This is a genomic window from Chryseobacterium elymi, assembly GCF_003385495.1.
Lineage (GTDB): Bacteria > Bacteroidota > Bacteroidia > Flavobacteriales > Weeksellaceae > Chryseobacterium > Chryseobacterium elymi.
The window spans coordinates 18,729-38,950 of record NZ_QNUH01000008.1 but is presented as its reverse complement, the minus strand read 5'-3'; the positions used below and the strand labels follow the sequence as shown (position 1 = coordinate 38,950).

Here is a 20,222-nt window from a genome sequence, read left to right as displayed (position 1 = left end):
GCAACCATTTGAAGGGTAAAATCAAAAGATAGTTTTAAATGTATAGGCGATGATAATGATTAAACACAATAAAATAATAAAAAAAGCAAAAAATTATGAAAAAAAATGTTTCATTACTGGTACTTATATTATCAGGTTTCTTATCATTTGGCAATGCTCAGGTTGGCGTAAGTACTGCAAACCCTCAGGGTACATTCCATATTGATGGAGCTAAGGATAACCCTGCTGTGGGAGCCCCTTCAGTTACCCAACAGGCTAATGATATGGTTGTAACCAATACCGGATCCTTAGGTGTAGGTATTACCGTTCCTACCACTAAGATGCATATAGTTACCACCGCAGCTGATTTAAACAGGTATACTTTAATTGATGCTCCAGCTGGTGGTAATAATCTGTCTATTTTAGCATTGAGAAATACGTCTCCATTGGCTGCCGGAAATTTTTCACTTCTAGGTTTCACCAATAGTGGACCCACATCGGGAGGAGCCAATTGGGGAATTGGAAGTATGCGTACCAGTACCGCTGAAGACTTTTTTATGGGAAATTCTCTTGGTGGGGGATACTTGGAGCGACTTAGAATTACTTCTTCGGGAAACGTGGGAATTGGTACCTCTTCACCTACAGAATTATTGGATGTAGCTGGTCATACGAGAGTTAGAACAATGGATATTGTAGCAGGAACTAATGCTGTAACTCCTGTTTACACGGATTCTAATGGAGTGTTGGTTAAAGCTTCCCCTTCGGAAACTTTCGGAGCTGTACTCTCATCTCCTCTTAATAATCTTGCAAGCGGAGCTACCGGACAATTGATTACGGGTTTATCTGATGGTGGTTTTTATAAAGCTGTGGTCATAGTTGGAGATGGCTGTGGTAATGTAGCAATTGCAGAATATTACGTAATAAATAGCACTGCAAGCAGCTTATATTCGATCAATGGATTAGGGGGAAATCAAGGGAGTGGAAATACGGCAAAATCACCTATCTTTAATGAGATCAGCAGATACAGCATTTCAACTGCCTGGACAGATGTGGTTGGCTGTGCGGATGGTGGAAATCCGAGTGCTTTAAACTATACCCTAACCATGCCATCGGCAGGAACAATAAATATTACCAATAATGGAAATGTAACGAGAGGTTATAAGATAATTCTTACGAGGTATTAATTTAACCATAATCATAATTAGAATTTAAAACTAAAATAAGTCTGCTACATATGGCAGACTTATTTTTGATTTTTCATTGTTGGTCAATTTAGTATGCGTTTTTTGTACAGCTTAAAGTGTATATTTTTTTTTCCATTTAGCAACGGAATTTCTACTTAATTTAAAGCGAATTGCCAACTGAGTATTATTCAATTTATTAACTTGTTGATGGGTCAGCATATTGATGATAGCATTTTTATCGTATGATTTATGTTGTTGATTAAATCTCGTGATCTCTTTATCTGTATTATTGAAAATGATCTCATTAAGATTAATAATATCCAGAGTTGTAAGCTCTTCCTTAGCTAAAATAAATGAGCACTCTTCCCATTTTTTAGGGTTTTTATGGCTAATAATATCCGTATATAGTTTCTTATAGTTAGGCATAAGGTTTATCTTTTATATTTTTTGATCCAGGTATAGAAGGTGGCTTTCGGGATGTCATAATCATCCATTATCTGCTGTTTTGTTTTCTCTCCCTTTTCAGCCATTTCTATAATGAAGTCAATTATTTCTTTTGTGTAAATATTTTTTCTGAACTGAGGCATTGCTGTTTTTTTATTTTCTGTTACTTTATGTAAAGCTTTGGAAGGAGAATATAAAATTAAATGTTGAGAGTAAACTCTAAAGAAATCATATTTTAAGAGCTTTGACCACCTCAGAAGGATTTCTGAATCTAAGGACCTGCTGAGGTACATATTTTCTACCTCTTCCTGTGTGCATTTTAGAAAATTGCATATTCGAGAGATTTCTATGTTTGTTTCTCTTACTTTTTGTTGGACTAATACCCCGATGTTAAGTTGCTTGAAGTTATTTGTTATTGTCTCCATAAATTTCTGGTATTTAAGAACTGGTATTTTAGATACGCTAAACAGACGGAGGTTTTTGTAAAAGAATAAGTTAATTATTATTTATATCACCACCCAAATGTCTATGAATTTGTCATGAACCAGCATTTTTGTCTTTAACAAAGATATTTGTTGTACAGTACTTTCTTAAAAATTTATCTTGCGAATTTGTCTTGTTGTTTGTAGAATTTATTCTACAAAGTTGTACTATGATAATACATTAATTTTGCAGAATTACTAATTGTACTATGAGGATATCTATATTGATTATTTTTTTGCTTTATTTTCAGAAATTATATGGTCAAAATGTTTCTTCATGGTATAATACAGAAAATGGTCTTCCACAGAATAGTGTTAAAGCTATTGTTAAGGATAAATATGGTTTTATATGGCTATCCACAGACAATGGAATAGTACAATATGATGGCTCGGTATTTACAATACATAATAAATTGGCAGTTACCAATTTACATTTTGAAAATTTCTATGGAAATGTATCGAATGACAGTATTATAGTTTATAACAATAATGACGAGAATAAAATTCTTATAAGAAAAAGAAAAGTCCAGCCTATTACAAAAAGAACTTCAACAAAAACATTTACAAAAGAGAAGTTTAATTTTTTAAAAAGGATATCGAAAAATTCTCCGGAATCCAAATACGGTTCTAATACCAAATACTATATAAAGACCAGCTCCGGAAGATATAGTTTTTATAACAACAGGATAATATATACCGATGAAAAAAATAGGCAGACCAAAGTTCCGGTCGTCACCACCAATTTATCCAATATATTTCTTAATGAAGAAGACACTCTTTTTCTCACCGATTCGAAAAAAAGAAAAACTTACCAAATTTATAAGGGAAAGTTAACAACTCTTACAAGGGCAACTCTTTTTAATGATCCTGAAACGAAAATATACTGGCAGCAGATTACCGGTCAGACTTTCATCATCAATAATAATAACATCTATCTGCTGCAGGGCAATAAGAATGATGATTTACAATTAAAATTTTTGATAACCTATAAGAATTTTGGAAATCAATTCTTTAATTCTATGTTTTATGATAAAGATTTTGAAAGATTATATCTGGGAAGCGTAACCAAAGGATTAAACATTGTACAGCTAAACCAATTTTTCACAGCTCAGAAAAAAATTCATTTTGTGGATGAAGTAAGCGGTTCTTCCATACCATTTAATAAAAATACAATTATAGACCCCTATGGATACGAAGTTAATAAACATGGACTCGTAAAGAATCATCATTTCGGTATTAATGACAAGCATTTTATGTTTTACGATGATTCAGGGAATATTTTGTACAAGAATGACGATTATGTGGTTAGAAGATATAAATCCACCCAATATACTACCACTCATAGCATTCATTTTCCGGGCTTAATAGGTTTTTTTAAAAGTGCAGACCAGTTTGCTGTTTCTGCAACAGACCTTACCCATTCCTACTTACATTTGTTTGAAAACGAAGAGTTAAAAACTATAAATACCACGTTGGAGTTTACTGGATTTGTGAATTCATTTCTACAATATAGCAACGACGAATTTTTGATTGGATGTAGCGACGGTTTGTACTCAGGACGGCTAAAACAGAAAATTGCTGCCCAAGTAGCTAAAGAGATAAATGTAAAAAATATTATCAGAACCTCGGACGGACAGATATGGATAACCACCAACAAAGATGGTTTCTTTTTGTTTAGAGATAAGAAGCTTTTCAAAATGCCTTTAGACCAGAATTCATATTTAAATTCCGCACACTATATTTTGGGAGATACACAGGGATATTACTGGATATCTTCCAATAACGGGTTGTTCAGGGTTGCTAAAAAACAGCTTTTAAAATATTCTGAAAACAATAAGACCCCTGTATTCTATTACCGTTTTACGAAAAATGATGGCTTATTAACCGCTGAATTTAACGGTGGCTCTATGCCTGATGCCTATTCCTTGGAAAATGGTGAATTTGTATTTCCCTCAATGGAAGGATTTGTATTTTTTGATCCGAAAAATATCAAAGCGTATTATCCGGATAAGAAAAGTATATATGTTGAAAGGGTGAGAATTAATGATTCAGATATTGCTTATTTTTCAAAGGATCTTATTTTAGAGAATAATTATAAGCATGCAGATATTTTTATTGATATTCCTTACTATTCAAATTCCTATAACTTAAGAGTTGAGGCAAAGATAGAAGGGCAGGATGCTGACTGGCGGCAAATTGAAATTAAAAATGAAAGAAAATATACGATAAGCAATCTAAAGCCGGGTAATTATACTCTGCAATTAAGAGTTCAGGTTTCTCCGGAGGGCAGTTATGCATACAGAACCGTAAAAATTAAAATCAAACCGCTTTTTTACCAAACTACAGCTTTTAAATTAGCAGTTACTATTTTATTTTTATTCATATTTATAGCCATCATCTACACAAGAACTAAATTTTTACAAATAAGAAATCGATTGCTCAAAAAAAAGGTTTCTAATATTAAAATAGCGCTTAAAGAAAGTACGCAACATCTTGAAGCCGTAAAAAACGATATGCAGAAAGAATCGGAGTATCAGAAAAAGCTGATAGAAGCTATCAGCCATGACATTAGTACTCCTGTTAAATTTATTGCTATGATGTCACAAAAATTAACCGATGTCCGTGAAGCTGATCTTCAGAAAGAATATTTCGACAGCATTCATCAATCTTCGGAAGAGCTCTATAACTTTACGATGCATCTTAAAGAATACAGTGATTTATTCGGAACTTACGATGTATACGAAAAGGATGAATATCCTATTAGCGAGATATTGATGGCCAAACAAAAACTATTTAATGAAGTTAGTAAATCACAAAATAGCAGAATTGAAGTTATTGAAAAGAGCGACATTTATTGTCGGTTTAATAAAAGTATCCTGTCGTGTATTGTCCATAATCTGGTTGATAATGCTGTAAAAAATACATCTGAGGGCATCATTTATATTATTGTTGAAGATAATCAGGAGAAAATCACTCTGAAAATAGCGGATACTGGCAAAGGGATGTCGCAGGAGCAATTGACTTATTACAATGGATTGTATCAAATGTCAATGAATGATGATATTATAAAATTTAGAAATTACGGACTTGGTCTGCATATGGTTATTTACCTTGTGAAAAAAATGTATGCGGATATATTATTTTCCGAAAATTATCCTGGTGGAACTGCTGTTGAAGTAAATATTTACAAAAATAAAATGAATGGAAAAACGAATTTTAATAGCTGATGACCATTTTGTAGTAAGAGCCGGAACAACACTAATTTTAAGATCGGCATATCCAAAACTTACAATAGATTCAGCAGAAAATTATGGACGTGTGAAAGAATTTCTCAAAACGAACCATTATGATCTTCTCCTTTTAGATATAGATATGCCGGGAACAAAATATACCGAAATGATTTCTGAGCTAAAAAATATTCAGAACGATCTTAAGATTTTAATATTTTCCGCTTATGATCAGAAAATTGCCATACAGTATATTCGCAAAGGAGCGGAGGGCTATTTGAATAAGTTGGGAACAGAAGAGGATATAAAAAATTCTATAAAAATCATTTTAGAAACCGGATATTTCTACCCGCCTGAGCTGATTCCTTTCATAGTAAAGAATTTTGATGAGGGGATTAGTATAAAAGAACTTTCTTTGCGCGAACTTCAGGTATTTGAACTGTTAGCTAAGGGAAATGGAAATTTAGAAATTTCGAACCATTTGAATTTAAGAATAAATACAATAAGCACCTTTAAAAAGAGAATTTTTCAAAAATTAAAAATTAACAATATAGCAGAACTAATAGAGTTATATAAAAATTTACATTAGATGCAGCCTATTTGTTATTTCGCAACAATTTAAAAAACCATATTATCTGTCAAAATAAAATCTATAATTTATATTATAGATTTTTTGTTTTTCCGGCTTGCGCCCGGGTACATAAAGTTCTGCCTGTTTGTAGATTTAGTTCTATAAATAAGCAGAACAAGCTGTATGTGTTATATTTCAACACACCGTATAAATCAAATACCTTTACGATATAAAAATTGCAATCGGAATCTTTACAGTACGAAGCCTCTTAAAAAAAAACAAATCTTTACAGCTTTAAAATGAAGTACTTTCTACTGATGGAGAGTGGATTCAACATGATGATTCCTATGATGTAAGAGCAAAAATAATTAAGAAAATAAATACTAGACACTAAAACGAAGTAATGATAAAAGTATTAACTAATCCCATGAAAGATGAAAAAAATTAAGCACTATTGTTATGTTTTTGCTCTCATAACAGGAATTGCCGCGCAGGGTCAGGTAGGAGTTGGCACAGCTACTCCCTATCCTTCTTCCTTGCTGGATTTAAATGCTTCCAACAAAGGATTGCTGTTGCCGAGAGTGGCACTAACCTCTACATCAGATATTATAACGGTTCCCAATCCTGCAAAAGGACTGCTTGTGTATGCCACTCAAAATTCTGGAACAGGCAGTACGGCAATACAGAGAGATACATTGTACAAATTTGATGGAGCAACCTGGAAAGCACTTACTACCAGAGAAAAATTTATCTCCAATGAATTACCTAAGATCGTTGCTGTAGGAAGAAAAACAACAGTAGAGGGATGTATTGGTATTACTAACGGATTATTTAACCTAAATCAAAGAAGTAGTACTTTAATAACGGCAACAGGAGCTTTTACAGCTCCACAGACTGGATATTATATGTTTTCGGTAAGGCTGGTTCAATTAATGAATTCTAATCCCAGTCAGAGTTTCAATGTAAGCCCATACATTCAAGCTCCAAATTTAGCTACTTATTCTTATACGTATAGGGGGGTGTCAGGTACGGCTCAGAGTCAGCGTGCGTCTGTATTAGGAGTTGTTTATTTAACACAAGGAGAACTGACCCAAGGTTTCAAATGGTTTTTCGGAACTAATACTTGTCCTGCTGATGGTAGAATTCAGGGACAGGAAGTGATTTGGGAATATCTGGGTAATCCTTTATAACTATGATTTAATTAAAACATGAGAAAAGTATATTTTTTAATACCGTGTCTTTTTCTTTTTACAGAACAGTTAATAGGTCAAATTGGTATAGGTACTGTCGTTCCCGCACAATCATCAATTCTAGAGATGTCTTCTGCAAATAAAGGGTTTTTGATTACCAGAGTCCCCTTGGCTTCGAAGACTGATATAACAACGATTGCCAATCCGTCTCTAGGTATGCTGACATTGGCATTACAAAACTCCGGAACTGGCGAAGATGCAGTGTATGAAGGAAGGTTATATAAGTTTAACGGAACTAGCTGGGATGAAATGGTAGAAGATGGAGAAATAGCATCTGGAAGCCTATTTCCTGAACTGGTAGCTGTAGGAAGGAAAACTACTAATACGGCTTGTACGGGTGCTGTTATGGGAAATTTTCAATTGACAGATCTTAAGAATATTAAAACTACGATCAATGCCAATGGTTCAATACAGGCTTATAAGACAGGATATTACATCTGGAGTGTAAGCCTTAGACAGTTTATGCTACAATCGGCCTACAGCCCTTTTCTGCTTCCGGGAATGCTTAATTATTCATTTAAGGATGGTAACACAACAACAAGGGCGTGGCAAACAACGGTATTTACAGGATCTGTTTACCTACAGCAGGGAGACATTTCAGAACCATTCCAATGGCATTTAGGAGGAACCTGCGTGGCTCAAGATCTTATAGGATCACAATTAGTTACCTGGCAATATATAGGACAATAGATAATATAGTATTACAATGAAAAAAAAGATATTTTGTTTACTAATAGGTTTGGTAACAATTACCATTAAAAGTCAAGTAGGAATAGGAACAGCCACTCCAGATCCATCTTCGATATTGGAATTATCCTCATCAGATAAGGCATTGATGCTCCCAAAGGTTTCTTTGACCTCTACGACAGATATTACCACAGTAACCAATCCGGTCAAAGGGTTGTTGGTATACAATCTTTCAGATTCAGGTACCGGAACAGGTAGGGTATATAAGGATTTAATTTATTTATATGATGGGGTTGTATGGCAAGCATTAATGGATTATAAACTAGCAACTAATACGATCAATATGCCTGTCTTATATGCGAAAGGTAGAAAGACAACCACGAATACAGTTTGTACAGGAGTATCATCGGGGCTTTTCGATCTTAATCAAAGATATGGTAGCTTAAATGCAAACGGAAGTATCGTAGCAAACAAGAATGGATTTTATAAGTTTACAGCACGTATCGTTCAATATTTCCAATTGGAATTTCTACCCTTGCTGATTACCCCTTCTAACTTATTCAGTTATGCTTTTCGGGGAGCTGCAGGATATCAGGATAGGAATATAACTACCTCTGGAGTGATATATATGCAACAGGGAGATACAAGTGCTGGTTTTACCTGGGTATTGGGTGGAAGTTATGTATGCAATGCTACCCACAGAATTAGAGAACAGGAAGTGATCTGGACCTATCTGGGAGATTTATAATGTATATAGAAAAACAGGTACTTCTGTAAAAGGCCATATAACGCCTACAAAAACCTGTGGAGTTAATATTGAATAAGGTTATTGCGATTGCTACTTTAAAATTATTGTTAGTGGAAGTAAATGTAATAATAGTAATGTTGAAAGGGCATCGAGGTTCGCTGTGACTCTTTCCAAATAGTTTAAGGAGACATTTATTTATCAATGTCTCCATTTTTTTGTATTCTGTGCCTTGATTTTTTGATCAGTTATGAACTTAAATAGTATCTCCTGTATCCATAGGAAAAAGATATTTTAAATCAAAAGCTCCTGTTTATAAAGTCGTTAGATGTATTTCATATAAGCTGAAAACAGGAATTCAATGGCATCTTTTTTCGGTGCTTCAATTATTCAGCAGAGAGGTTTTTTCTGAAGCTATCTATGATAAGCATTTAAAAAATAATTTCAACACACAAAATATATATTTGTAGGATTTCAATTATCGGAATGTTCATATCTCTACAATTGAACAAGCAATTGCTATATTGGTAAAAATGATATTAAAGCAAATGATGAAGAAATAACCGTTATATTGGACTTCCTTTATCTCTAAGCATTAGCTTCTGAATTACTTCATAAAAAATACACTCTTTAAATAATAGAAAATGTATCATAACTAAATGATGTGGGTTGAGAATCGTCTAAACAGGAGTACAGAAAATTTTATAAAAAGGCCGTTTTCACTAGTTGTGAGATGGCCTGTATCTGCAGTACTAGCAGCTTTGAAATCCCCGAGATTTAATAAATAAGATGAATTTTGAAAAAGAAACGAGTTTTATATTTTTAATCATGATGTTCATGTTGATCATAATTTTTATAATTTCATTTTTTCTACATGAAAGGTTGGGTTAAATGCACAGACTATCTGAAATATTCCATTCCGTATGCTGTAACAGCGCCTTTGCTTTGTAATTCCTCAAAATAATTTCATCATGCATATAGTATATCACATTACTACATTCAAAGCTTAGCCTATAAGAAATGATCTATGCATTTTGATAAGTAAAAGTGGTTTTTCCGAGCACATTTGTGTCTCATGGCTTGCGGATTTTGGTACTACTGCGTATTTTAGCTAAATTAAAGATTAATAAAAATGGATGTGATGCCAAAGTTTCTCTTGACCGTTTTTTCTTTTATTATACTCTGTTCAGCACATGCCCAAAAACCAAAAGTTGTGGTTCTGGGCGTCGGACACTCTACGCAGTTAATTAACTTTAATCAACAACCTGCCGCAATACGTGCGTTTATCAATAAGGTTGATCCCGCTGCAATTTGTATTGAACGGTCTCCTGAAGAATTTACAAGAAATGATTTTTATGAATTTACATACGAACAGCAATATGTGGTCGTACCTTATGCGAAAGCTGTAATGAAGACATTGCATCCCATAGACTGGTTGCCGGCAGACATGGATTCCGATCTGGCCTTTGGTATAAGGAATCTTGAGGTTCCTCGATTTATCAGAGGTAAAAGTGGATTTTTAGGCTTTACAGTTTTTAGCGACGAAAGCGACTTTGAAGACGGGCTTTATTTTGCAGATTCCCCAGAGTATGGTAAGCGAATCGAGAAATGGTATGCCCAACATCCAGAAAAAATGAGCTTAGATTTTCCACGGAGGCTGTTTTTATACCGTACTTTTCTACAGGCCAAGCGGATTGAAAAAGTATTAGAAAATTATTCAGAGAAAGATACCATTTTGGTAGTCATCGGCTCATTTCATAAAAATGATATTGAGAAAAATTTAGCGGAAAATGGATATGCCATTATACAGCCTTCTTCATTCGGTGAAATAAGTATGCAAGATATCAATAGAAATTTCAAATCGGAAGATGCTTATGCTATATTGTCTTTTAACTTACTTGGCATGCAGTCCAACATTAATAAACTGAATCCTAAAATTATTAATCACGCATTCGACTATTTAGAGAAGACCACTTCAGCAGAGAAGGAGTTTTTTAGGATAAAATATGATCTGTATCTGAGTAAAATGTCATCGAAACAGGCTATAGGTCATTATCAAAAACTACTCTCAATTACAGATGATACTACAGTATTTACCTGGAATGGTGTTAAGGATAAGATGCGTATAGATTCTTATTTTGATCCTTTTGGTAATCTCTCCTTAAAGAAAAGAATTAGGTTAGAGATCGCCAGAGAATTTCACAAAATGGGAAATGAAAAAATGTACAAGAAGGAAATAGACAATATATCCGAAGGAATGAATGACTACAAAAAACAGATGCTGATGGTATATGTACAAAAATATTTGATGTAGGTTATAAATCAAACTTTTTGCTATAGTTAATGTATGCCAGGAAGGCCCTGATATGCCCCATGCTACTGAAATGAGTAACGTGTTTATATCCAATTAGATGAACCATCCTTTTTGAAATTGTATAAAACGTCTGTTTTAATCATTTACAATTTACTGCCATGATTCTGGCTAATGAATATAAATTATATTTCAATTGCTATTACCAAAAAATAAAATAGTTGACTAAAATAAAATCCTGTTTGGATCATTGTATTTTCAAAGAGTTTTAGCTTCAAAACAAACTGAAAAAGATAAAATATTTGTTTTTATAAGAAGAAATTTTGTTTTAGAAAACAAAGAAAAGGGGGTAAAATACATTAAATAGACTGATTGGTAGGGTATCTATAAATAAAATGACACCATTTGGCCTAGATTGTCCTAATGGTGTCATTAAGTGAGCGCGAAAGGATTCGAACCTTTGACCGTCTGCTTAGAAGGCAGATGCTCTATCCAGCTGAGCTACGCACCCATTAAGTAATTTTGAGAAAATTACTAAAACAGTCGGGGCGGCAGGATTCGAACCTGCGACCTCCTGGTCCCAAACCAGGCGCGATGACCGGACTACGCTACGCCCCGATTGATGGTCATTTAAGCGAATGTTACTTCGTTTTAGCGAGTGCAAAGATAATAACTTTTTTTAAATAAAAAAGAGAAATTTGAAAAAATATTGAATAATAATTAATGTTATTAAAATATTTATAAGTCAAGAAAACACAATTTCCTTATGTAATAAAATATTGAAGATTATATATCAATACTTTAGATGTAATTTTTTGAAATTTAGCTTTCATAGCAGATTTTTATAAAATTTTAAAGTGAATAAAAAAAACCTTCGGAATTTTTCCGAAGGTTTATTACAATTAAGAAAACTGCAGTTTAAGATTTAATTTATTTTTTTATAAATTTTACACTTTCTGCTTTCTTGTCATTTTTAAATGTGATGAAATAGGTTCCTTTTGTCAATTCTGCCACTCGTATTTTCTGATCTTCAAGAGCACCGGATTTTACGATCTGTCCAACAGCATTGTAAATTTCATATTTAGTAGTATTAGCTATGTTCGTAACGTTAAGAATATCATTTACAGGATTCGGGTAAATTCCGGCTGTATTTTTGTCTTTTGTTACTTCGCTTGTAGCTAATGCTCCTACTACTTTGAATTGTTTTTGTTGTATGTCTGTAAACTCTTGTCCTGCGACTATGATAGCTCCGGCTGAGTTTTTAATTCTATAGAAGCCTTCATCTATATAGATACCGTCACCATAGCTATCATTGATAGTGAAAGTATAACAATCATTAAGAGGCAGGGTCCAGTTTTCAGTAAGAAGGGCAGGGAAGTTAGGATCAGTGTCAGGATAATTCCCTCCACTATATAATATACTTCCTGCACTGTTTTTTAGATCCCATGTTGTTTCTGAACCATAATAATCAAGCTGTAATTCGAACGTGAAATTTGTACTTGATACCGGTACTGTATTTCCAAGAACTACAGAAGCTGAGTTATTAGTTGCTCTTTGGTCAGTAGTTCCGTTTACTGATGTAATATTAGCTGAAATACTACCAGCTCCTGCACCTGAAGGAATGCTGATTATGGCATACTGGTCTGGGGCTAAGTTTCCATTCCAGTTTGTTGTCTGCTGAGGTCCACCATTCACAGAGTAAGTGATAACAGCAGACGTAAGTGGACTGGTTCCTCTGTTGTATAGTGAGAATTGGGCAGTGACAGCAGACGGAGCATCAGCACATGAAGTTTCATTGCAGTTTCTTTCTCCTTTCAGTTCACCATCATTAGCAAATAAAGGAATAGCAATATCTGCGGTTGAAGTTTTCAGTTCCATTCTTCTTGGAGAATTGTTCATTACTGCAACCATTCTGTCCTTTTGATTGATTGTGAAAATATTCATGCAGGTATCAAAGGTGTAATCCATGTAGTTTTCGAACATTTCATCAGTAGTCCCACAGGTATTTGCTTTAGGATGCGTAGGGCATCCTCCATTGGATGTTCTATGTACTGGAGTGTCCGCAACATAATCGGTTCCACAGTTTGAGTCTCCCCAGATATGTCTCAATCCTAAGAAATGTCCTACTTCATGAGTCATTGTTCTTCCACGGTCATACGGAGCGCTTAATAAAAATGTTCCATCGTTATAAGTACTGCTTCCAAAAGTGGCATAATTTGCTACTACTCCGTCAGTATCTGCATAACCTCCATTGGTATTCAATCCCGGTAAAGTAGAATTAGAAGGGAATTGTGCGTAGCCAAGTAGATCTGGATCAGAGAAGTTTACACTCCACATATTCATGTATTTTGTAGGGTCCCAGATGGTAACTGGTTTTACATAACTGTCAATAACAGAAGTAGACCAGGAAGGCTGACATAGGTTTACACGGTCTATGCCATTCGTAGGATTTCCTTTAGGATCCACTTTTGCCAGTGCAAATTGTATCATCGTGTCTGCTCCTACAGGGCTGCTGTTTGCTCCCGGGGTTCCTGCCAGTTTTCTGAAGTCATTGTTCATTACAGTAATCTGAGACTGAACCTGTTTGTCGGTGATATTAGGTGCAGTACCTAAAGGTTCTCCATTGTGGATAACATGTACTACCACAGGAATTGTAATGATTCCTCCATTTTGAGATTTGTTAGCTTGTGCATTAGCAATCAATGGACCGATCCAGTCTTCAAACTCTTGCTCAGTCATCCTCTTTGGATCCTTTTGCTGCAGCATGGCTTCATATTCCGTAGAAGCGCATCTCACAAACCCATTTGTTTTTCTAAGCTCTTCAAGTGTATAAGTTTTTCCAAAAACAATCTTATCTGTAGAATCACTTTTCTGTCCGAAAACTAAACAGAAGAGTGTTAAAAAAAATAAAAACGGTAATTTAAAAGTAGTTTTACCTTTCATGTGTATATAATTTAATTAATTTTACAAATGTATTTATTTTTATTAATAATTTGGTTTGAAAATTTTAAAACACATAAAATGAATTCTAAACTTATAATTACGTTAACTTCCCTTATTTTATGTAATGCAAACTGTACTTCCCAACAAAAGGGCAATCCGGATGCATTTACATCAAATGCCGTACAAAAAAAATCCAAGATTGAAAAAATAGAAATCAAAGAACAGACAAGAGGTACAGACAGACTGATAACATTTATCCCAAATTCTAGAACGACGTCTCTAAACGGAAATGTTTCAGTTTCTGCTTTATCACCTCTAGATTGGACAAACATTATAAAACAGATTGAAGTAATAGATCTTGAAAAAATTGCATCACTAAAATCTCCTTCTGAAGGAAGGTTTACAGATAGAGCCTTAATTTCCAGTATATCAATTACTGTTGATGGCAAGACCTACGAATCGTCAAGTTTTGATGCAGGAATACCCCCGAAAGAATTAGAAAATCTTTACAAAGAGCTTTTTAAGAATATAAAAGCTAAGCAAAAGCTTCCTAAAAGAAATTTGCATTAATAAGACTTTCTGAAAATTTTTAAGCTTTAAGTTTTATAAACTTATCTTAACTCATTTCATAAAATATAACCTCCCTGTAATCATAATTCTGATAGCCCAAGTCAGGAAAAATGCCTGCTAGGAGATAACCGCTTCCTAAAAATAGAATGTACGATAGTAATGTGGAGAACAAAACCGTGATCCGGATAAACAAAGCTTTAGAAAAAAAGATTTTCGACTTCGAAACGGGAATGGTAAACAGAATCTTATAATTTATTATTCCGGGATCCAACATCACAGCAGGCATGAACAAAAAGACAAACCAGAACAGGACACAGCAAATAGAAAAACATAAAACATACCTTCCCAGTGCATATTTCCACGGATTGGCAGTGCTTTCTGCTATTCCTGGGCTGATAGCATATACAATATAAAAGGTCATGGCTAAAATAATAAAAGCAGGAACCAGAAGTACTCAAAGATCTCTTTATTTTTAGATAGTTTATACTGTTCGGATGAAAAAGGAATTCATTTTTTTCACTTCCTTTAAACATCTTATTGGCATAATAGTCAAAGGCGAGATTGTCTAGATCGTTAGCATTCTTATTGAAAACAGGAAAAGCACTTGATATTGATCTTGTTCTTGCTGAGAAAGGGGTGTTGTTTGCGAAAAGATAAACGAAGAATTAAGGGGAAAACGTCCCATCAATTAAGGAGCATGTCATCATTTATTTGATGCAAAAAAAGGCCTAACAGAGAAATAATTGTTAGTTTTGAATATATAATAATTGTTAGATTTGGATGTTGGATTTGGTATATATCCATACACAGTTGAAAAAATAAAAAGGACGAAAAGACGGCGAAATGACTGACGTATTTGAAAATTATCTATCCTCAATAGGAGGACTATCGGCTGAGGAAATCAACTTTTCTGCGCAGTTCTTCAAACCGGTCTCCTTAAGAAAAGGTGATTTTTTTATTCGTGAGGATGAATCCTGCCGTCATATTGGATTTATTTCCAGTGGCGCTGTAAAAGCATACGCTATTGACAAAGAGGGAAATGAAAATATAACATGCTTCAAGTTTGAGAATGAATTCGTCACCTCGTTTTCAGAGTTTGTGAGGCAGGAAAAATCCAGAAGAAGCATCAGGGCTATAGAAGATAGCGTGATCTATCGGATAACCTACCCCGATTATCGGCATCTGCTTGATCAGGTAACCGCTTGGAACGGAGTTATAAAATCGGTGATGGAGAAGGAGTATAATCAAAAGGAACGTTATCTGCTGAATTACAATAATAAGTCGGCTGTGGATAAATACCGTCATGTCCTCTCTAGCGAACCGATACTCATTCAGCGCATAGCGACGCAGGACCTGGCGTCATACCTAGGCATCACGCCGCGATCGCTTACACGGGCCAAAGGACAAATACATAGACCCAATGTATTATAGGACAAATGTCCTTATGTAGCCCTAATCAGCGATGTAGATTTGCATAAAAAAAACTATGTTATGTCAAATTGCTCCCGAAGTGTTCCAGATTCCACTGATGCCACGAAACAGTATCAACGGCTATATTATTGAAGGTGTATTGGTAGACTCCGGAATACGGAGTTCGTATACCACTGTAAAGAAAGCTCTCCAGAAAATTCCCGTTTATCAACATATACTGACGCACGCGCATGCAGACCACCAGGGCTGTAGCGATCAGATATGCGCTGAGTTCGCGATACCCTTGCTCTGTCATCCCGACGAAGTTTTTAGGACTGAAACGGGTATGGTAACCAGCGACTATCCAACTCCGCAACATTGGGTAGCAAAGCTTCAACAAAAGTACTGGGCAGGTCAGGGTCATAAGGTCGAAAGGACAATTGTTGAAAACGATATGATCGGAAATTTTCGGGTAATAGAGACACCCGGACATTCGGCAGGCCATATTTCTTTATTCCGTGAGCAGGATGGTGTACTGATAATTGGAGATGTAGCGACAAATATGAATCTGCTCACGACAGCGACCGGTCTGCGGCTTCCGCCGAACATATTCACTTCCGATCAACAGCTCAACATCAAATCGCTCCAGAAGTTAGCAAAACTGAACCCTGCCATTATCTGCTTCGGTCACGGACCGGTTATGCGAAATACAGATCGTAAGTTTGAGCAATTTGTGGCTAAATACAGTGCGGCTATTTAAAGATAGATCGTGCTGTAGTTACGGTTTAAAAGAAGAAATATTTTAGATATCCTCTTCTTGTATTACATATTAGGCAACTGAGTTAATTAATAGGATGTCGGTTTTATAACAAGAGATTAAGACCCGGTAAAGCCATGTGTTTCTTCTTGCTTTTAAATACCATTTATCTGTCTTCAACTATATCAGTAATATAAATGTTCCGATAGTAAAAGTTTGGGGCACAGATTTTCATGGGTATAAAAAAGGAGACAACTATCAAATAATGTCTCCTTAAGTGAGCTTGGCAGGACTATCATCGAACCGGTTGTTAGTTGATTTAAACTGGATTTTATGTATATGTACCTGAAACAATGTTTTTAAAAATTTGAAAAACAGTTCGAATCCTATTAAGATAAGGTGAAAGGTATGCGTTTTCGAACCTTTCATTTTAATATTATTTTTATTAAAAGATATCTCATTGCTAATTAGTTATTTAGGTGATAGGTGATTCGGTTCGGATCCTGTGACTATAAGCATTAGCTTCTTAATCTCTTTATAAAAGTTACAATTTTTGAATAAAATAGAGTTGGCAATTAACCAACTCTATTTTGCTTTATTGTGTGGTATGATATGCGATTTTATTGTTGAGACCCCCAAAAGGGTGCATAAAATTTAGAACTATCACAGTACTTTTATATGCGGGATTACAGGAAGAAGTATATTTTATATAACCATAAATTTGAAGTTGCTTGAAATATTTTGTGATAGTGAGGGATTCGAACCATCTCCTTGCAAACCCTTAAAAACTTATTTTTATGTATATTTTTATTATGCCTTGTATGTATTAGTTCCGGTGTTGCGAGCTTCATTGATATACATTTTATCAAAAGATGAAGAAAATTAACACCAGATAAGTTAAAGAAGAATATACAAAAGAAATTCCGAATAGCTAACATATTCCGTAAAGTTCACCATGCTTTGAAATTGTTTTTTTTGCAGTTTTGTGTTACTAATCTTTACTTAGAAAAATATAATTATGTCAAAAAATGATTTAAAAGACAAGGTTGTTTTAATTGCTGGTGGCTGTATAAACCTCGGTGGTTTTCTTAGCAGAGACTTCGCAGCAAAGGAGTGAAATTAGCAATACACTGTAACTACGAAAGCTCAAATGCGGGAAGTGAAAAATTTTGGCAGAAGTTCGAGTCTCTGGAGCATAAGCACTTTTGTTCCAGGGTGATCTAACAAAAGTTGAAGATGCTAGTAGATTCTTTGATGAAACAATTGCTCAATTCGGAGGTGTTAACAGTTGGTTTTCACGTCTTCCACAGAAAATTTAACTTAAAATAATGAACGGGCAAAACAATATAATCGGAGAACCTAAATCATACCTTTCCTACCAAAAAGCTCATCATTTGGTTTCCAATGAGGCAAAACTTCATAGAATGGAAGTTAGATTTTCTGTGGAAGACGTGAAAATACAGTACTGTTAGAAAAGCTTGGACTCTATAAATCAGATTATCCATTTTATTTCAAATTCTAAAAAAATTATACTATGGATTCATTTTCCCATATAAGAGTTATAATAAGTATGATTTTGGGTTTTGGAGTAGCTCAATTACTGAAAAATGTAGTAAAATTGATAGATCATCCCAGGAAAAGCAAATCTATTTACTGGTTACATTTATGTTGGGTATTTTATATTTTTATTTTAATTGTTCTTTTTTGGTGGTGGGAATACCGGCTTGAAACTGTTCAACATTGGAATTTTTTCAGCTATTTATTCTTAATTATCTATACCACATTGTACTATGTATTATGTGTACTGATTTTTCCGGATAATATAGATGAATATAAAGACTATAAGGACTACTTTTTTTCCAGGAAAAATTGGTTTTTCTTATTTCAGATACTTCTTTTTGTAATAGATTTCGGGGATTCTCTTTTGAAAGGTAAGGCTTATTTTCAGTCACTTCACTGGACATATCCCGTAAGAAATATACTGCATATTGCTCTTTGCTTTCTCGGAATCAAGTCATCAAATAAAAAAGTACAAACCTGTCTTTTCTTTATTTTATTTGCTTTTGATATTTTATTCATAGCACAAAATTATTTATACTGAATTCTGAATTTTATGAGAGAGACTTATAGTAAATACAGACTTTTCAGATACATATTTAAGCAGTATTTATCTTGTCTGACTAAATTTTTACAACATGAAATAACATGACGATTCTTCATATAAAATAAGAATGTAACTTAATGTGTTACATAACAATTTTTATTAAAAATGCAAAACAACACACTTATGAACAAATATCAATCACTTTTCGACACACAAAAAGAATTCTTTTATACCGATGTTTCCAAAACCTACGAATGGCGGATGGATCAGCTCAACAGATTGGAGAAAATGCTTATCGAAAATCAGGAGACATTTTGTCAGGCACTAAAAACCGATTTCAACAAACCGCCTTTCGAGCAGTTGTTTGAAATTACAGTTCCATTGGGAAATATAAAATATTATAAAGAAAATCTTAAACAACTAATGACCCCGGAACCAGTTGCCATACCAAAAGGATTGGAAGAAACTGGCAACAGGGGTGTTATTTACAAGGAACCTTTTGGGGTAACTTTGGTTATTGGCCCGTTCAATGCGCCTATTTTATTGCTGCTTGATCCGGCAATAGCAGCATTGGCGGCGGGAAATCCAGTTATTCTTAAACCTGCAAATACAACCCCTACAGTTGCTGCGCTTTTTCAAAACCTTATTCCAAAATATTTTGAGCCTGAAGCTGTAAATATTGTTACTGGGGGACGAGAAGAAATCACGGCCTTATTAGAACTGCCTTTCGATTTTATTTTCTTTACGGGAAGTTCTGCGGTAGGAAAAGTAGTCATGAGAGCTGCGGCTGAAAACCTTACACCTGTTGTTTTGGAATTGGGAGGGCAAAATCCTGCCGTGGTTGATGAGACTGCCAATCTCGATATTGCGGTTGACCGTATAGTTTGGGGACATATGGCAATTTCCGGACAATGGTGCATCGCTCCAGGTTATGTATATATTCATGAAAATATAGCTGATGAATTTCTGGATAAGCTGAAGGCCTCTGTTGTAAAAATGTATGGAGAAGACCCAAGTCAAAGCCCTGATTTTGCAAGGATGATAAGTGAGCACGATACCGAAAGGGTAGCCTCTTATATCATCCCCGAAAAAGTAATTTTAGGGGGGAGATTTGATGTAAAAGCAAGATATGTAGAACCTACCATTTTGTACCCGAGTACCTGGGAAGACCCTGCAATGCAGCAGGAGATTTTTGGACCAGTATTCCCTATTTTAGTATATAAAGATTTAAAGGAAATTATAGAGATCATCAAGCGTAAACCAAAATCTCTGGCAGCTTATTTCTTTAGTAAAAATCAGCAGAATATAGATTATTTCCTAAATGCAGTTTCTTTTGGTGGCGGCTGTGTAAACCAGACCAACCTGCACTGCTGGATAGACAGTTTACCTTTTGGAGGGGTTGGATATGCCGGGATGGGTAAGTATTATGGTAAAGCAGGTTTCGATGCATTGAGCAATACAAAAGCGATGCTAATAGGAAACCCGGATTTAGAACTGGATGTTTTCCCACCGTATGCAGGTAAAGATATTGCAAAAAATTTAAGTGTATTTGGGTAAA

The 20,222-nt window shown here is 34.7% G+C and carries 15 protein-coding genes and 2 tRNA genes; 11 read left to right on the top strand and 6 right to left on the bottom strand.

Annotated elements, in window-relative coordinates; all coding sequences use genetic code 11:
- Positions 1-95 precede the first annotated feature (95 nt).
- A complete protein-coding gene (locus DRF60_RS11010; protein WP_116012114.1) occupies positions 96-1,163 on the top strand; it encodes a hypothetical protein in 1,068 nt (355 codons plus the stop codon).
- Between the two features lie 111 nt (positions 1,164-1,274).
- Here DRF60_RS11010 and DRF60_RS11005 read toward each other — a convergent pair whose 3' ends face one another.
- Together DRF60_RS11005 and DRF60_RS11000 are read right to left on the bottom strand one after the other, a co-directional pair.
- Positions 1,275-1,589, bottom strand: a complete 315-nt coding sequence (locus DRF60_RS11005; RefSeq protein WP_116012113.1) for a helix-turn-helix domain-containing protein — start codon at positions 1,587-1,589, stop codon at positions 1,275-1,277.
- Positions 1,590-1,594: 5 nt separating this feature from the next.
- On the bottom strand, positions 1,595-2,032 hold the full coding sequence (locus DRF60_RS11000) for a transposase (protein ID WP_116012112.1): 438 nt from the start codon (positions 2,030-2,032) through the stop codon (positions 1,595-1,597).
- A 266-nt stretch (positions 2,033-2,298) separates the two neighbouring features.
- Here DRF60_RS11000 and DRF60_RS10995 point away from each other — a divergent pair, with 266 nt between their 5' ends.
- The 6 genes from DRF60_RS10995 to DRF60_RS10970 all read left to right on the top strand — a co-directional run bounded on the left by DRF60_RS10995 (position 2,299) and on the right by DRF60_RS10970 (position 10,883).
- A complete protein-coding gene (locus DRF60_RS10995) occupies positions 2,299-5,316 on the top strand; it encodes a sensor histidine kinase (protein ID WP_116012111.1) in 3,018 nt (1,005 codons plus the stop codon).
- On the top strand, positions 5,291-5,905 hold the full coding sequence (locus DRF60_RS10990; RefSeq protein ID WP_116012110.1) for a response regulator transcription factor: 615 nt from the start codon (positions 5,291-5,293) through the stop codon (positions 5,903-5,905). The genes DRF60_RS10995 and DRF60_RS10990 overlap by 26 nt, the downstream gene beginning before the upstream one ends.
- Positions 5,906-6,321: 416 nt before the next feature.
- A complete protein-coding gene (locus DRF60_RS10985; RefSeq protein WP_116012109.1) occupies positions 6,322-7,077 on the top strand; it encodes a hypothetical protein in 756 nt (251 codons plus the stop codon).
- Between the two features lie 150 nt (positions 7,078-7,227).
- Entirely contained in the window at positions 7,228-7,827 is a 600-nt protein-coding gene (locus DRF60_RS10980) for a hypothetical protein (protein WP_157967952.1), read from the top strand.
- Positions 7,828-7,843: 16 nt separating this feature from the next.
- Complete coding sequence (locus tag DRF60_RS10975; RefSeq protein WP_116012107.1) at positions 7,844-8,572, top strand: hypothetical protein; 729 nt, start codon at positions 7,844-7,846, stop codon at positions 8,570-8,572.
- A gap of 1,138 nt (positions 8,573-9,710) precedes the next feature.
- The gene (locus DRF60_RS10970; protein WP_123902673.1) at positions 9,711-10,883 is read left to right on the top strand and encodes a hypothetical protein; all 1,173 of its coding nucleotides are present in this window, start codon (positions 9,711-9,713) and stop codon (positions 10,881-10,883) included.
- Positions 10,884-11,317: 434 nt separating this feature from the next.
- Here the strand turns inward: DRF60_RS10970 and DRF60_RS10965 are convergent.
- The 3 genes from DRF60_RS10965 to DRF60_RS21130 form a co-directional block, all read right to left on the bottom strand.
- Positions 11,318-11,391 (bottom strand) — tRNA-Arg (locus DRF60_RS10965).
- Positions 11,392-11,423: 32 nt separating this feature from the next.
- Positions 11,424-11,498: transfer RNA gene (locus DRF60_RS10960), tRNA-Pro, on the bottom strand.
- Positions 11,499-11,810: 312 nt separating this feature from the next.
- Positions 11,811-13,823 carry a M43 family zinc metalloprotease gene (locus DRF60_RS21130; protein WP_157967951.1) on the bottom strand — a complete coding sequence of 671 codons (2,013 nt, stop codon included), beginning with the start codon at positions 13,821-13,823 and terminating at the stop codon, positions 11,811-11,813.
- A gap of 78 nt (positions 13,824-13,901) precedes the next feature.
- Between DRF60_RS21130 and DRF60_RS10950 the strand changes: the two genes are divergently transcribed.
- Entirely contained in the window at positions 13,902-14,393 is a 492-nt protein-coding gene (locus tag DRF60_RS10950; RefSeq protein ID WP_116012105.1) for a hypothetical protein, read from the top strand.
- Between the two features lie 46 nt (positions 14,394-14,439).
- On the opposite strand, the gene DRF60_RS10945 is transcribed toward DRF60_RS10950, so the two are convergent.
- Positions 14,440-14,814 carry an ABC-2 family transporter permease gene (locus DRF60_RS10945; RefSeq protein WP_116012104.1) on the bottom strand — a complete coding sequence of 125 codons (375 nt, stop codon included), beginning with the start codon at positions 14,812-14,814 and terminating at the stop codon, positions 14,440-14,442.
- Between the two features lie 422 nt (positions 14,815-15,236).
- Between DRF60_RS10945 and DRF60_RS10940 the strand changes: the two genes are divergently transcribed.
- From DRF60_RS10940 to DRF60_RS10925, 3 genes are all read left to right on the top strand, one after another.
- Complete coding sequence (locus DRF60_RS10940; RefSeq protein WP_116012103.1) at positions 15,237-15,824, top strand: Crp/Fnr family transcriptional regulator; 588 nt, start codon at positions 15,237-15,239, stop codon at positions 15,822-15,824.
- Between the two features lie 55 nt (positions 15,825-15,879).
- Positions 15,880-16,563 carry an MBL fold metallo-hydrolase gene (locus tag DRF60_RS10935; protein ID WP_116012102.1) on the top strand — a complete coding sequence of 228 codons (684 nt, stop codon included), beginning with the start codon at positions 15,880-15,882 and terminating at the stop codon, positions 16,561-16,563.
- Between the two features lie 2,284 nt (positions 16,564-18,847).
- Entirely contained in the window at positions 18,848-20,221 is a 1,374-nt protein-coding gene (locus DRF60_RS10925; protein WP_116012100.1) for an aldehyde dehydrogenase family protein, read from the top strand.
- Position 20,222: the final 1 nt, after the last annotated feature.